The sequence below is a fragment of the Pseudomonas sp. LB3P58 genome (genome assembly GCF_054897895.1).
In genome coordinates, this window is the sequence record NZ_JBUBVE010000001.1 from 5,976,935 (window position 1) to 5,990,979 (window position 14,045).

General features: G+C 58.4%; 12 protein-coding genes. 5 read left to right on the top strand and 7 right to left on the bottom strand.

From position 1 onward, the window contains the following. Positions 1–22: 22 nt before the first annotated feature. A complete protein-coding gene (locus tag ACYZTZ_RS27920; RefSeq protein ID WP_462000287.1) occupies positions 23–544 on the bottom strand; it encodes a DUF3617 domain-containing protein in 522 nt (173 codons plus the stop codon). Between the two features lie 131 nt (positions 545–675). Here ACYZTZ_RS27920 and cls point away from each other — a divergent pair, with 131 nt between their 5' ends. Further along, complete coding sequence (gene cls / locus ACYZTZ_RS27925; RefSeq protein WP_462000288.1) at positions 676–2,115, top strand: cardiolipin synthase; 1,440 nt, start codon at positions 676–678, stop codon at positions 2,113–2,115. On the opposite strand, the gene cfaB is transcribed toward cls, so the two are convergent. From cfaB to hflK (ACYZTZ_RS27950), 5 genes are all read right to left on the bottom strand, one after another. Further along, entirely contained in the window at positions 2,112–3,296 is a 1,185-nt protein-coding gene (gene cfaB, locus ACYZTZ_RS27930) for a C17 cyclopropane fatty acid synthase CfaB (RefSeq protein WP_462000289.1), read from the bottom strand. The two genes, cls and cfaB, sit on opposite strands and share 4 nt — an antisense overlap. A 227-nt stretch (positions 3,297–3,523) precedes the next feature. Then, a complete protein-coding gene (locus ACYZTZ_RS27935) occupies positions 3,524–5,434 on the bottom strand; it encodes a cation-translocating P-type ATPase (protein ID WP_462000290.1) in 1,911 nt (636 codons plus the stop codon). Further along, positions 5,431–6,489, bottom strand: a complete 1,059-nt coding sequence (hflK, locus tag ACYZTZ_RS27940) for a protease modulator HflK (RefSeq protein WP_462000291.1) — start codon at positions 6,487–6,489, stop codon at positions 5,431–5,433. Before hflK (ACYZTZ_RS27940) ends, ACYZTZ_RS27935 begins: the two co-directional genes overlap by 4 nt. Next, entirely contained in the window at positions 6,486–7,520 is a 1,035-nt protein-coding gene (hflC, locus tag ACYZTZ_RS27945) for a protease modulator HflC (RefSeq protein ID WP_462000292.1), read from the bottom strand. Before hflC ends, hflK (ACYZTZ_RS27940) begins: the two co-directional genes overlap by 4 nt. Beyond that, the gene (gene hflK, locus ACYZTZ_RS27950) at positions 7,517–9,475 is read right to left on the bottom strand and encodes a protease modulator HflK (RefSeq protein WP_462000721.1); all 1,959 of its coding nucleotides are present in this window, start codon (positions 9,473–9,475) and stop codon (positions 7,517–7,519) included. Before hflK (ACYZTZ_RS27950) ends, hflC begins: the two co-directional genes overlap by 4 nt. Positions 9,476–9,691: 216 nt before the next feature. Between hflK (ACYZTZ_RS27950) and lpdA the strand changes: the two genes are divergently transcribed. From lpdA to ACYZTZ_RS27965, 3 genes are all read left to right on the top strand, one after another. After that, positions 9,692–11,092, top strand: coding sequence for a dihydrolipoyl dehydrogenase (lpdA, locus tag ACYZTZ_RS27955; RefSeq protein WP_462000293.1), 1,401 nt, complete (start codon positions 9,692–9,694; stop codon positions 11,090–11,092). 171 nt (positions 11,093–11,263) lie between these two features. After that, positions 11,264–11,764, top strand: coding sequence for an Hcp family type VI secretion system effector (locus ACYZTZ_RS27960; RefSeq protein ID WP_462000294.1), 501 nt, complete (start codon positions 11,264–11,266; stop codon positions 11,762–11,764). Continuing rightward, positions 11,757–12,443 carry a DUF4225 domain-containing protein gene (locus ACYZTZ_RS27965; RefSeq protein ID WP_462000295.1) on the top strand — a complete coding sequence of 229 codons (687 nt, stop codon included), beginning with the start codon at positions 11,757–11,759 and terminating at the stop codon, positions 12,441–12,443. The genes ACYZTZ_RS27960 and ACYZTZ_RS27965 overlap by 8 nt, the downstream gene beginning before the upstream one ends. A gap of 350 nt (positions 12,444–12,793) precedes the next feature. Here the strand turns inward: ACYZTZ_RS27965 and ACYZTZ_RS27970 are convergent, their stop codons facing one another. Beyond that, positions 12,794–13,267 carry an Lrp/AsnC family transcriptional regulator gene (locus ACYZTZ_RS27970; RefSeq protein WP_163910566.1) on the bottom strand — a complete coding sequence of 158 codons (474 nt, stop codon included), beginning with the start codon at positions 13,265–13,267 and terminating at the stop codon, positions 12,794–12,796. Positions 13,268–13,412: 145 nt separating this feature from the next. Between ACYZTZ_RS27970 and ACYZTZ_RS27975 the strand changes: the two genes are divergently transcribed. Further along, positions 13,413–14,042 (top strand): LysE family translocator, encoded by a 630-nt coding sequence (locus ACYZTZ_RS27975; protein ID WP_462000296.1) that lies wholly within the window; start codon positions 13,413–13,415, stop codon positions 14,040–14,042. The last annotated feature ends 3 nt before the right edge of the window (positions 14,043–14,045 follow it).

Genomic DNA, 14,045 nt, shown 5'->3' on the forward strand with positions numbered 1-14,045 from the left:
GCGCGGGCCTGCTGGCGAGTTTTTAAGCTCTTGGCTTAACGGTCCCGCAATCCTGCCCCAACCACACGGCGCGGCTATCGAGGCTGCCCTTCTGCTGAATGCCGGTGGCATTGAAGGTGCCGTTAACCTTAGTGGTGAACTCACGATCACTGAGGAAAGTGGCAACACCGGTGCCCTGCGCTTTCGGACAGCTGAAGCGGAATTTCCACTGATTCCCGGTGCGGTCGGTGATTTCCTGCTTGCAGCCCGACTGTGGATCGGTCAGCGGAATATTGTCTGTCTTCACCTGCTCCGGAGTCAGACAAGCCCGAATCCCTTTGCCGCCCATGGTGATGCCCTGCTTTTCGAGCTGCGCGCGCTGTTGAGGGGTCATCTGGCTTTGTAACTGGCCAAGGATCAGCTGCAAATCCGGGAGATTCTGGTCATCGACCTTCATGTTGCTTGTGGTCATTTCCCACAAACCGGGCTGCAACATCTGCGCCTGAGCGGCCACAGGAAGTGACAAACCAATAGCCATGGCCAAACCCAGCAGACGAACGTTCATCGAGTAACTCCTGATCAGTAGTGGCCGTTAGACGTCAGCGAGTGGCTTCGGTTCATGGGCCAATTAAATAGCGACATTCTGCACGGAACATGGTCTGTTAAGCATTGAATCTTCAGGAGCAAGGCTGCCCCATGGATTACTTTGGACCGCATATTTTCGGCTACATGATTGCACTGCTTCACACCCTGGGCCTGATCGCTGCCATCCACGCCGTGCTCACCGTCCGGACCGCCCAGGGATCGATCGCCTGGGCCCTGTCGTTGCTGTTTATTCCCTACCTCACGCTCATCCCCTATCTAGTCTTCGGCCGCAGTACCTTCGATGGCTACATCAAGGCTCGGCGCCAGGCCAACGAAGAAATGCGCAAGGCAATCTCCGAGCTCAACTGGCGCCCTTGGGTAGAAGAGGCGCTGACCGCTCGCGCCTCAAATGCTTACGCGTCCTTGAGGGCCATGCCGAAACTGGGGCGAATGCCGTGCCTGGCGAACAACGAAGTGCGTTTGCTGATCGACGGCCAGGCCACGTTCAATGCCATTTTTGAAGCCATCAGCAACGCGAAGGAAGCGGTGCTGATTCAGTTTTTCATCATCCACGACGATCGCCTTGGCCAACGCCTGCAAGCCTTGCTGCTGCAGAAAGCCGCCGAAGGCGTGGCGGTTTATTTATTGTACGACCGCATCGGCAGCCATTCCCTGCCTCACAGTTACGTTCAGCCGCTGCGCGATGCCGGCGTCGAGGTCAAAGCCTTTGCCACCCGCAGCGGCTGGCTCAACCGCTTCCAGGTCAACTTCCGCAACCACCGCAAGATTGTGGTGGTCGATGGAGTACTGGGTTTCGTCGGTGGGCACAACGTCGGCGACGAGTACATGGGCGAGAAACCACCCCTCGCCCCGTGGCGCGATACCCATGTGCAAGTACGCGGTCCGGTGGTGGCCTGCATGCAGGAATCGTTTGCTGAAGACTGGTTTTGGGCTGCCCGCTCATTGCCGCCGCTGATCCTACCGGACGTTTACCCGGACGACGGCGTGCTCTGCCAATTACTCGCCAGCGGTCCGGCGGATTCCTACGAAACCTGTTCGTTATTCTTCGTCGAAGCCATCCATGCGGCAACCGAGCGGGTGTGGATCACCAGCCCGTATTTCATCCCCGACGAAGCCGTGTTCGCTGCGTTAAGGCTGGCGGTTCTGCGAGGTGTGGATGTGCGGCTGCTGCTGCCCTCACGACCGGACCACCGAATCGTCTACGCCGCCTCCAGCCTGTATGCCTTCGAAGCCGTGCGCGCTGGCGTGCGGGTGTTCCGCTATGAGCCGGGATTCCTGCATCAGAAAGTGGTGTTGATCGACAGCGAAATCAGCGCCATTGGCAGTGCCAATCTGGACAACCGCTCGTTCCGGCTGAATTTTGAAGTGATGTTGTTGACGGTCGACAGCGCGTTTGCCGCCGAAGTAGAACAGATGCTCAACGATGACTTTGCCCAGGCTCACGAGATCGCCAAAGAAGAAAGCCGGGAGACCCACCGCCTGCAACAGGTCGGCATGCGGGTCGCCCGGCTTATTTCACCGATACTTTAAGGATTGTAGATATCGTCGCGCGTCCATGGCAGTTCATGGCTGCCATCGGGGTGGGCTTTTACCGCGAGAATCTGGTGCAGATTGATCCAACCCTTGGCGAACGCATAAGCGCATCCCGCCAGGTAAAGCCGCCAGATACGCAGAGCCTGCTCTGGTACCAGCCTGGAAGCCGCTTCCAGATTGTCTTCCAGGCGTTCGCTCCAGTGGTCCAGGGTACGCGCGTAATGCAGGCGCAGACTCTCGACGTCGACGATCTCCAGCCCTGCTTCGCTGATCTCGGCAGAGATCATCGACAAATGCGGCAGCTCGCCATTGGGGAACACATACCTCTCGATGAATTCGCCGGCACCGCGCCCCACCGGACGGCCGTCGATGCGTTTGGCGGTGATCCCGTGGTTCATTACCAGGCCACCCTCCTTCACCGCACCGAACAAGGTCTTGCAGTACTCGGCCAGATTGGCGTGGCCAACGTGTTCAAACATGCCGACGCTGACCACTTTGTCGAAGCGACCGTCCTGAGGCAGGTCGCGGTAGTCGAGCAGTTGCAGTTCGACCAGATCGTCCAGGCCTTCGCCAGTCACCCGTTCACGGGCAAGTGCCAGTTGCTCTTTACTGAGTGTGATCCCGAACACCTTCGCGCCAAACTCCCGAGCCGCATACCGTGCCAGTCCGCCCCAACCGCAGCCGACATCCAGCAGATATTCCCCTGGTTGCAGCCGCAGCTTGCGGCACAGGTGGCGGAACTTGGCTTGTTGGGCCTGTTCAAGGGTTTCACTGCCGGTCTCGAAATAGGCGCAGGAATACGCCATGTCACTGTCGAGCCACAGCTGATAAAACGCGTTGGAAAGGTCGTAGTGGTAGGAAATCGCCTTGGCGTCGGCTTCTTTGTCGTGAGCGGTGCGCACTGGCTGACTGTCTTGATCGCCGAGCAACGCCTGGCTCCACTCATCGCAGACGCGGATCACGTCGCTGATGGAGCCTTCCAGCTCAAGTTTACCTTCGACAAAGGCCGCTCCGAGCGCGTCCAGGCTTGGGTGAGTGAACTGGGTAACCATTTGTGGGTCCTTGACCACAATAGTGACGCTGGGCGTCGGCCCCAGATTGAATTCATGGCCGTCCCAGAGTCGCAGGCGTAGCGGTAACTGCAGATTCTGTAAGGCCGGAGGAAGGTGCGCGAGCATGGATAGACCCTCTTGTTTCAGACGTCTGATGTGAGGGTAGTCCATCCTTGAAAAATAGCTGGCTATCGAATTAATAGCCCTTTTCTATAGTTCGTAACGCTCGAACCCACCGTCGCGAATTCACAAAAGTGATTGCCCTCACCCTAGATGACTACGAATTCATCGCACAGTTCTGAAAACTTGAAATCGACCGTGATCGCGCTGTTTAGAGCATTCACCCGGCGTACTCAATCCTCATCCTCAAGCTTGAGCAATGGTTCCTGAAAACGCAGTAAACGCCCAGCGTTCCCCAACACCAGCAACGTGCTGAAGTTGTGCAACAACGCAGCAATCATCGCCCCCGCAGCGCCAAGCCAACCGAAGGCGGCGAAGGCTACAATCGCCAGCGTCCAGCCCAGACCGATGATCACGTTAACTTGCAACGTGTGCCGGCATTGGCGACTCAAGCGCACACACGTGCCGAGCCGACGCAGGTCGCTGCCGATCAGGACGATATCGGCCGAGGCCAGCGCGATGTCCGCCCCGCCCGCGCCCATGGCCACGCCGACCACACCGGCCTTGAGCGCCAGCGAATCGTTGATCCCATCTCCCACGACCATCGGCCGGAAGCCGCTGCCGATTTCCTTCAGCACGCGATTGAGTTTGTCCTCGGGCAAGGCTTGAGCTTCAACGTCGCTGATCCCGACATCCTGCGCCAGTGTGCGCGCGACGCTTTGCCGATCACCTGTCAGCAGCAACTGCCGGCCCAACCCCAATTCGCGTAGCTCGCTCAACGCAAATCGAGCTTCAGGTTTGACGCTGTCGGCCAGCAACAGCCAGGCGAGGAATTCACCGTTGAGCGCCAGCCCGGCAATCGGGCCATCGTGGTCGGGGACACTTGAAGTGGCGATACCCAACTGCGCGAACAACTCCGGACGACCGAGCGCCGCCTCACCCTGCTCCGTCATCGCCACCACACCCAGCCCCTGACGCTCGTGGATGTCGGAGAGCAGCAGAAAATGTTCCTGGGTGACCAACCCGGCGAGCGCGCGGCTGACCGGATGACTGCTGGCAGAACCGAGACTGGCAGCGAGTTTAAGGACGTGGCTGCGATCCTCGAGCGGACTGTCGATGGATTGCAAACGCAAGGTGCCGAAGGTCAGGGTTCCGGTCTTGTCGACCACCAGTGAGGTGAGGTCTGCCAACTCTTCGAGGAACGCGGAGCTGCGAATCAGAATCCCGTGACGAGCCGCCACCGCCACGCCGGCAATCGCCGTGGCCGGCGCGGACAACACCAGCGCGCAAGGACAGGCCGCCACCAACACCGCGAGCATGGCCTGAGCATCGTTAGTGACGAACCAGGTCACGGCGGCCAGCAGCAACACCAGCACCATGTAGCTGCCGGCGTAGCGTTCCAGCAAACGCGTGATCGGTGGTTTGGAACGCTCGGCACTTTGCATCAGCGCAATGACTTTGCCGAGGGTCGACTCATTGCCGGTACGGGTCACTTCGATGCGCAGCAGACCGTCGAGGTTGATCGCACCGCCGAAGACTTGCATGCCGACGCCCGCCTCCATCGGCACCGATTCGCCAGTAATCGAAGCGGTGTCCAGGCTCGCCTGACCGGACAACACCCGACCATCCGCCGGCACCCGATCACCCGCGCGCACCTCGACGAGGTCGCCGGCCTTGAGTGTGCCGTTATCGACTTCGACGATGGAGCCATCGGCCTGAACTTTGCGCGCATGGCTGCGCGTCAGTTTGCCGAGGGCGCGAATCGCCTCCTGCGAGCCGATCACACTGCGCTCTTCCAGCACGTGGCCGAAGATCATGATGATCGGCAGCAACGCCGCGGTCAGCAGATCACCCGTGGCCCACGCCCCCAGCATGGCCAGGGCGATCAATTGATCAGTGATCCCGTGCAGGCTCGGATAACGCAGGCTGTACCAGGCTGAACGCATCACCGGCACGGCCACCAATAACGAAGCAAAGCCCAGCAGCAATTGACTGACGCCCGTCTGCTCCGGCGACAACCAGCGCCAGGTCAGACCGAGTGCGAGCAGGCCCAATGCGAGCATGGCCAAGGTCAATTGACGTGCGGCGCTGCGTTGTTCAGCCGAGGACAACATGCTCGGTGCGGCGGCGGTTTGGGTGGTCATTGAGCAGCTCCCTGAATGATCAGGCGGGAATCGTCTTTCGGGTTGACCGTGGTCACCGAGCCGGCCTGACCGAGAATCTTCGGCATCCGCTCGCGGTAGATGCGCAGCAGCATTTGCGGGTCGGTGCCCTGTTGTTGCGCCTTGGCCAGGCTCAATACCGTGGCCGTGTCCGCCGAGGCTTTGGCCAGACGCTCGCTCGCTTGGGCGTGAGCGACTTGCAGCGTGCGATCGGCTTGTTCGTTGGCAGTCTGAGTCAGTTTCTCGGCTTCAGTCCGCGCATTGGCTACGGCTTTGTCGGCTTGTTGACTGGCGGTCAGAACAGCGTTGAAGGCGTTGACCGCTGGCCCGGGCAGACTCGATTGCACGTCGACCCGCGTCACTTCAATGCCTAACCCCTGCCCGTTCGCGGTCAGGTCCGCCAGGCGCTGATTGATGGCTTGCACCAGATCACCGCGCAACCGTTCGCGGCGTTCAGCAGCCTGACTATCGGCGCCGATCAGCTCCGGTCGGGCAACCAGAATAGTGTCCAGATCTCGTGCGGCAGTCAGGGTCACTGCGCTGCGAGTCACCAATCGATCCAATGCCGGCAACACATGTTCGCCTTGAAGAACGAAGGCGTACGGCTCGGTGACTTTGTAGAAAACACGCACATCCAGTTGCACCACGCCCGCGTCACCGGTGAGCAAATAACCGGAGCCGGCGAGTGCATCGCTGATCGGTGTGGCGAAACTCGCTGCCCGGTCTGCCTGCAACGCGACATCTGTGCGCAGCAGATTTTCCACCCGACGCTCAATCACCCGATCCGCCGCAGGCAATAAAATCACCTGCTCAAACGGACGTGGCCAAGCCAATAGCAGGCCAGCATTCTGGATGCGATCCAGCGCGCCAAAGTGCAAAACCACCGCGCGATTTTGCGGATCGATCTGCCGCACATTGGAAAACGCCCACACCAAAGCGGCGAGCACTGTCACGGCGTAAAGGGCCAAAAAAGCCAATCGCCCCGCCTGAATCCAGGGACTGCTTAACTCATTTGTTCCACGTGGAACTAATTTCATGGCTGCGACCCGGACTTGTTCTCAAGGGTCGGCGGACCGTCAACCAACACCCGGAACGGCGCGGCATCGGTACGCAGAATCAGTTTGGTGCCGGGCGTGACGATCGTGCCTAGCGTATCGAGGGAGCGCAGAAGGTTGTAGAGCTGTGGCGATCCAGCGTAGGCGCGGCCATAAATCTGCGCGGCTTCGACGCGCGATTGTGCTTCGATGTCCGCCGCTTTTACCGTGGCGTCGGCCTGCACGATGCGCGCATCACGCTCAGCAGCGGAACGGATTTGCGCCGCTTCGCGCTTACCGATCGCCGTGCGTTCGGTGGCGATTGTTTCACGCTCGGCACGCATGCGATCGACCGTAGCGGTGAGGGTTACCGACGGCAAAGTCAGACGCTCGATACCGACTTGCAGCACCCGCACGCCATAAGTCGTTAGCAGCTGCTGATCAATTTGCTGACGCAGTTGCGCTTCAAAATCAGCGATGTGTACTTGGTTGGCGTCGGTGTTCACCAGGTTAGCCAGATCAAAACTGCTGGCCGTGGTTTCCAGAGCCGAACCCACAAACGTACGAATCTGCCGCGCTGCTTCGTCTGGCTGATTCTGTACGGCACGCATGAAGCGTTGCACGTTGTCCGGATCGCCCTGAACCTGCCAGGCCACGTAAGCCTGAACGATGATGCGCAAACCGTCCCGCGTACCCACATCCTGTAAACCACTCGAGGTTGTGCGCAGTCGCAGATCGACAGGAATCGCCGCTTCAAAAGGAGCAGGCCAACGCCAGCCAAGACCCGGCTCCAGCAGTACTCGCGACGGATTACCGAAACGGGTGATCACCGTCGCCTCCCCCGAGCGTACTTGCACCAGGCTCGCTGCCGCGATGGCGAACGCCACCAGCAACGCTGCCCAGCCCATTCGCCGCCATGGGAACGGGCCAGCTTCTTGGGGATCACCGTGGTGGTGATGTCCGTGATGATGTCCGCCATGGCCGTGATCGTGGCCAGTGTGGTCGTCGTGATCGTGAGTGTGCGACTGGCTCAATTGGCAGCTCCTGGCTGAGCGGTTTTACGCGCCGGCGCAGGGTCAGCCGGCAGCGTGAACGTACGTAAGTCGATGGTCGGCGCGTTACTGCTGCCGCCCAGACGATGATCGAGCACCAGCAATCTGGCATTGGCCAGGCCCTGGGACAGTTGGCTGAAGTACTGCTCCAGCACGAAGGCCTGGCCAGCGCTGGCGTAGGCTTTTTGCTCGGCGCTGAACCGCAGATCCGCCGCTTGAGCAGTAGCGTTGATTTCACGAGCGCTGGCGGTCGCTTGATCGCGAGCGATGCTGGCCTGCAATTGCGCCTGGTTGGTGGCTTCCGCCGCCGCACCGCGCTCGCGGGAAATCAATGCCTGGGCGCCAATCTGCGCAGCCTGAACGCCGTGATAGGCATTGGCGGCACCGGCCGGCGGATGAATCGCCTCGACCACGGTGGCGAGAATTTCCACGCCGCTATCGAGTTTCTGCAAGTCAGCCTGTACCGCCCGACCAATCTCTTCGGCGAGCCCTACCCTGTCTTCGCCGAGCAAACCGTCGAGGGTTCGCGAGGCGAAATCGTGGACCAGAATTCGGCTGGCGGTGCTGCGGATCAGTGTCGGGACATCAGCGCTGTTGTAGGTTGCGGCCAACGCCGCTTGATCGCTCAGGCCGATGCGGTAGACGAAACGCACGTCCATGTTGACGATCTGGAAGCTCTGCTTGTCGGCTCGGCTGCTGGCAATGACTTGGGATTTGTCGTTCACATGGCTGGCGTCCCACAAGCGATTGGCAATCGCCGGCGCCGGGCCTTCGGCGGGTTCCGCCACGACCGGCGCCGGGGTGTCGCCAACACTGGTGGCCAACTCGTGGACCACACCGTTCTCGACGCTCAACACTCGGCCCAGCGGCCAGGGCAAACCTGCGTGCAAACCAGGACCGAATACCTCCACCGGTTTGCCGAATCGCTCGTAGATGCCTCGCCCTTGCATGGGGATTTCGTGAATGCCGGTGAGTGACCAACCCACAATCGAGACCACGGCCAGCACCGGCAGAAATGCCCGACGCATGTAGGTGAAGGCCCAGATCTGTCGCAGGTCGATGCCGAAGCGGTTGTGCAATTCGTGCTGCAACGCCAACAAAGGTTGCGGCGGCCAGCGCAGCATGTCGGCGACGAAGCTGCGCGCCAGCAAGGCAGGTTCGAGTTGTTCGCGCTGCGGACTGAACAACGACAGCAGGGCGCGCAACAGCAGCTCGGCGGCGACCAACCCTGGCAGCAAGCCAATCAGCACCGCCAGACGCGCCGGCCATACCGAGGTTTCGCTACCCAACAACAGGCACAAAGCGCTAAGCACCAGACAAATGATCGCCACCCGTGTGAGCTGCGCCAACGACGCAGCTTCGGGCCATTGCGCGACGTTTTCTTGCGCGAGTTGACGCTCCAGCACCAGCAAACCGAAGGCCAGCAACAAGGACAGCGCCGCACCGACACTGGCCGACAATCCCAGTGCGGTCGACGGCAGTCCAAGGTTCCAGACTTGTTCGATGCTCAATAACGTCAACAGCGACCAACCCGCGAGCCACAGTGTCGGGGCGCCGATCTGCACCAGCATTCGCAGCCATCGCTGGCTGAGCCGATCCAGCAGCCGTTCGTACCAGCCCACCGGGGCAACGACTTCGTCAGCAACGACGACCTGCACGACCGGGTTCAACGCCCGCGCGCGCCACTGCGTCACCCACCAGGCCGATTGCAAACCGGCGACCAGCACCAGCAAACCGGCGCTCTGATTGACCAGCAATGCTGGCCAGAGCGACTGCGGCGCAAACAGCCCGACGAAAAACGCCAGCAACCAACCTGTCGCCGCAAGAGCGCCCAGACCGATTGCGAACTGACGCAATCGTCGCCCTTGAAAAACCGCCTGCTGGAAACGCGGCAGCCCGGCTACTTGCGTCCCATCGACATCGAGATCGACTTGCATACCACCCCAGTGTTTATCGTTGCTCATATCGCAATACGTTACGGTATAACGAAAGCCGTGAAATTTCCGTTCTTAAATGCTGTATCTAAAGGCGCTCGACCTGTCGCTTGGCTGAAGCCTTGACCGAAATGCTGCGGAACGCACATATTACGTTCGTAATTTTACCCAAGGACTACGTTTTACCCATTCCGATCCGATTCACTCCAGGAGTACACCATGAGCATCTATGACGTCGTGATTCTGGGCGGAGGCCCCGGTGGTTATAACGCGGCGATCCGCGCCGGTCAGTTGAGCCTCAGAGCGGTTTGCGTAGAAGGACGCGCCACGCTCGGCGGCACCTGCCTGAACGTCGGTTGCATGCCATCAAAAGCGTTGCTGCACGCCTCCGAACTCTACGACGCCGCCATGGGCGCGGAATTCGCCAACCTGGGGATTGAAGTCAAACCCACACTCAACCTCGCGCAGATGATGAAGCAAAAGGATGAAAGCGTTGCCGGGTTGACCAAGGGCATCGAGTTTCTGTTTCGCAAAAACAAAGTCCATTGGGTCAAGGGCTGGGGCCACATCGACGGGCCCGGCAAAGTGACGGTGACCGACAGCCAGGGCGGCAAGACCGAACTGAACACCAAAAACATCATCATCGCCACCGGTTCCGAGCCCACTCCCCTGCCCGGTGTGGACATCGACAACAAACGCATCCTCGATTCAACGGGCGCGTTGTCGCTGACCGAAGTACCCAAGCATCTGGTGGTGATCGGCGCCGGGGTGATCGGTCTGGAGCTGGGTTCTGTGTGGCGGCGTTTGGGAGCTCAGGTGACGGTGATCGAGTTTCTCGACCGGATCTGCCCCGGTGTGGACAGTGAAGCAGGCAAAACCCTGCAACGCTCGTTGAGTAAACAGGGCATCAACTTCAAATTGAGTTCCAAAGTCACCAGCGCCACAACCTCGGCGACCGGCGTTCAGCTCAGCGTCGAGCCCGCCGCCGGTGGCACGGCCGAAACGATTGAAGCGGATTACGTGCTGGTGTCTATCGGACGCCGGCCTTATACCCAAGGCCTGGGGCTGGAAAACGTCGGCCTGGCCACGGATAAACGCGGCATGCTTGCCAACAAGGGCCATCGCACCGAAGCGGCTGGCGTCTGGGTGATCGGCGACGTGACGTCCGGGCCGATGCTTGCCCACAAGGCCGAGGACGAGGCCATGGTCTGCATCGAGCAAATTGTCGGCAAGGCGGCCGAGGTCAACTACGACCTGATCCCCAACGTGATCTACACCAAACCCGAACTGGCCAGCGTCGGCAAGACCGAAGAACAACTGAAGGCTGAAGGTCGTGCGTACAAGGTCGGCAAGTTTCCCTTTACCGCCAACAGCCGGGCAAAGATCAATCACGAAACCGAAGGCTTCGCCAAAGTGCTGGCCGATGAGCGCACCGACGAGATTCTCGGCGTGCACCTTGTGGGACCAAGCGTCAGCGAAATGATTGGCGAATATTGCGTGGCCATGGAGTTCAGCGCCTCTGCCGAAGACATTGCCCTGACCTGCCATCCACACCCGACCCGCTCCGAGGCCTTGCGCCAGGCGGCGATGAATGTGGAAGGGATGGCGACGCAGATGTAAGCATGGAAACTCAAAAGTAAATGGCACAGCCTTGGTTGTGCCAAACGAAAGAGTGATGAATTACACGATTTATTTTTTCAAGAAATACAGGCATTTTCAGAAACGACCTACATAAGTAGCTACCTCCTTTGCCATAAACTCCCCCCCATTCTGAGCACAAGGAGTGAAGGCATGGCGAGTCATAGCTACATGACCATTTCCGGTAAAAAGCAGGGTCTGATTTCTTCCGGCTGTTCCAGCCAAGACTCTATCGGTAACAAATGCCAGTTTGGACATGAAGACGAAATCATGGTGTTGGCTTACGCCCATACCATGTTAACGGGCAGTGATGGCAGTACGTCAGGTGGGCGAGGCAAACACATGCCTATTGCCATCACCAAAAACATTGATAAATCTTCGCCACTGCTAGCCAGTGCTCTGGCTGAGGGTGAAGAAGTAGAATGCAAGATTGATTTTTATCGCACCTCTCCTGCTGGCGGCCAGGATAAATATTATTCGGTGAAAATAACGGGCGGCCGTATTGCGAATGTAAATCTTCAAATCCTCCACGCCATTCATATGTCTGACGCGGAGCCGCAAGAGCTGGTGTCCATTCGTTATCGAGATATTAGTTGGACGCACATCCAAGCGGGTACAAGTGCCTATAGCACATGGGGAAACGAAGATGAATGAGACGTCATGTGATATCCATGACGTCACCAAAGCCGCTACGGACCTGGTTGCATTAGGTTGCACAGTAGGCGCTACACATTTTCATGACGGTATTACGCAGCTTCAATTCAGCTCGATGGTTTCTTCTTATGCCAACGAAGTTATCAAGGCCGTTGATGAAGGGCTCATCACTGCATGGGAGGGAGTGCAATCGATAACAAGTGAATATGCAGAGCTGTCTTCCAAGGCGATTTTTTATGCTCAAAATGGCATTGGTGTGGTCGCTGGTGCCATGCAAGTTGAGGTAGGTGTAGCGGTGACTGTAGGCTCAGGTGGATGGGCCGCGCCATTGGGTGGAATGTTTATTGCGCATGGCGCCAATAATATCTATGAAGGCTTTGGCAATATTTACAACGGATCTGAAGCACCTGGCGTACAGGGACCCGTGCGGCGCATTTATCAAGACGCTCGGGGAGGAAAATACGAGGGAGATATGCTCTATGGCTCTATGGACTTACTATTGTCTGGTGTTGGTATTTTTAGACTAGTACGCAAGCCCGACTCAGTGCAGCTGTTCAGGCATGACCCGATAAATTATGAAAGGGCGTACATACAAACAGGAAAGGTAGCTCTATTTTTCGAGGCTCTTGTTGACTACATCACATTAAATTCAATGCTTTCTAAAGAAAAATCCGAATAGACACAAGGCGCTATGCGCCATTTAAATCAAATTACTCCACGTAACTTTTTGACCAAAAAACAAAACCAGAAAGAGCAAAGAATAATATAAGTAACTATATAAGCAATATGTAAAATCATGCCCTCCATGGGTATGAAGTATCTTATTACCCACACAATAGCTGCCGCGTAAAGGCCATTGGTCCCAAGCACCAAAAGAAGTAATGTAAAATAGTAACGAATATTTTCAAAATTCATGATTAGAGAGTTTCACATATATAAAACACAAGGCTAGTTTATCCACAAGGATTAATCAATTCCCCTTTTAAGTTCTGACCACTGCGTAGTATTGGGTTAACCCATCTTCGCGATCTACAGTGGTAAATGCTCCAACGGCAACGCCCCCGGTGTCTTCACCGTATGAATCGCAAAGTTGCTGCGGATGTCACTGACACCCGGCAATTTCAGCAAACGCCCCGTGAGGAAACGGTCATAGGCGCGCAGGTCCGGCACCACCACTTGCAGCAGAAAATCCGATTCCCCTGACACCAGAAAGGCCGAAATCACCTCAGGCAACGCGGTCACGGCCAGGCGAAAGGATTCGGCCTGTTCATCGTTGTGCCGTTCGACCTTGACCCCGACAAATACGGTCAGCCCAAGCCCTACTTCGTCGCGATCCAGATTGGCCTGGTAACCGCGTATCACCCCAGCTTCTTCGAGCATCCGTACCCGGCGCAAACAAGGCGAGGCGGACAGACCGATCTCGTCAGCCAGTTGCACATTGCTCAGGCGACCGTCCCGTTGCAGCGCTGCGAGAATCTTGCGGTCGTAGGCGTCGAGTTTCATGGTTTGGCAGATCCTGATGGTTTTCCCACAATTGAGTGGCAGGTTATGCCAACCATAAGCATTTTAGAAGCGAACTACGCAACCACCTGCCCTGCCCTTCAGCCCTAGACTGGCCGTACCGAATCGACAACGAATGGGGTGCAACGTGGCAGGACTCTGGGTGTTTTTCATGGCGCTGGCGGTGGTCTATCTGTTGCCGGGCCCGGACATGATCCTGTTGTTGCAGACCGGTGCCCGTCAGGGCAAAGGCGCGGCGCTGGCGGCTGCGGTGGGGCTGGGTGTGGCCCGGGGGTGCCATGTGGCGTTGGCAGCGTTGGGGCTGGCGGCACTGTTCAAGGCTGCGCCCTGGACGTTCGACGTGGTACGCCTGGCCGGGGCCGCGTATCTGCTATGGATCGGCATTCAATGCCTGCGAACCACAATGCTGCCGAACTTGAACGGAGCAGACGCCGCCAACGAGAAACCTCGCTGGCGTACAGCGATCCAGCGCGGTTTGCTGACCAACCTGCTCAACCCCAAGGCGTTGCTGTTCTGCTCGGTGCTGCTCCCGCAGTTCATCGATCCACACGCCGGGCCAGTGCTCGCGCAATTTGCGACCCTGGGCGTGGTGTTGGTTGGCGTTGGGCTGTTGTTTGACAGCGCTTACGCACTGACCGGCGCAGCGCTTGGCCGTTGGCTGCAACGCAGTCCTTCGGCCCAGCGCCTGCAACAGTGGCTGTTTGGCAGTCTGCTGATCGGCTTCGCCGTGCGGCTAACCTTTGTGCAACAGGCTTGAGCC

Excerpts from the sequence above, each read along its gene's own strand:
- hflK (WP_462000291.1), bottom strand. The coding sequence starts at position 6,489 with ATGAAATTAGTTCCACGTGGAACAAATGAGTTAAGCAGTCCCTGGATT.
- ACYZTZ_RS27965 (WP_462000295.1), top strand. The coding sequence starts at position 11,757 with ATGAATGAGACGTCATGTGATATCCATGACGTCACCAAAGCCGCTACG.
- cfaB (WP_462000289.1), bottom strand. The coding sequence starts at position 3,296 with ATGCTCGCGCACCTTCCTCCGGCCTTACAGAATCTGCAGTTACCGCTA.
- ACYZTZ_RS27960 (WP_462000294.1), top strand. The coding sequence starts at position 11,264 with ATGGCGAGTCATAGCTACATGACCATTTCCGGTAAAAAGCAGGGTCTG.
- hflK (WP_462000721.1), bottom strand. The coding sequence starts at position 9,475 with ATGCAAGTCGATCTCGATGTCGATGGGACGCAAGTAGCCGGGCTGCCG.
- ACYZTZ_RS27970 (WP_163910566.1), bottom strand. The coding sequence starts at position 13,267 with ATGAAACTCGACGCCTACGACCGCAAGATTCTCGCAGCGCTGCAACGG.
- ACYZTZ_RS27935 (WP_462000290.1), bottom strand. The coding sequence starts at position 5,434 with ATGACCACCCAAACCGCCGCCGCACCGAGCATGTTGTCCTCGGCTGAA.
- ACYZTZ_RS27920 (WP_462000287.1), bottom strand. The coding sequence starts at position 544 with ATGAACGTTCGTCTGCTGGGTTTGGCCATGGCTATTGGTTTGTCACTT.
- cls (WP_462000288.1), top strand. The coding sequence starts at position 676 with ATGGATTACTTTGGACCGCATATTTTCGGCTACATGATTGCACTGCTT.
- lpdA (WP_462000293.1), top strand. The coding sequence starts at position 9,692 with ATGAGCATCTATGACGTCGTGATTCTGGGCGGAGGCCCCGGTGGTTAT.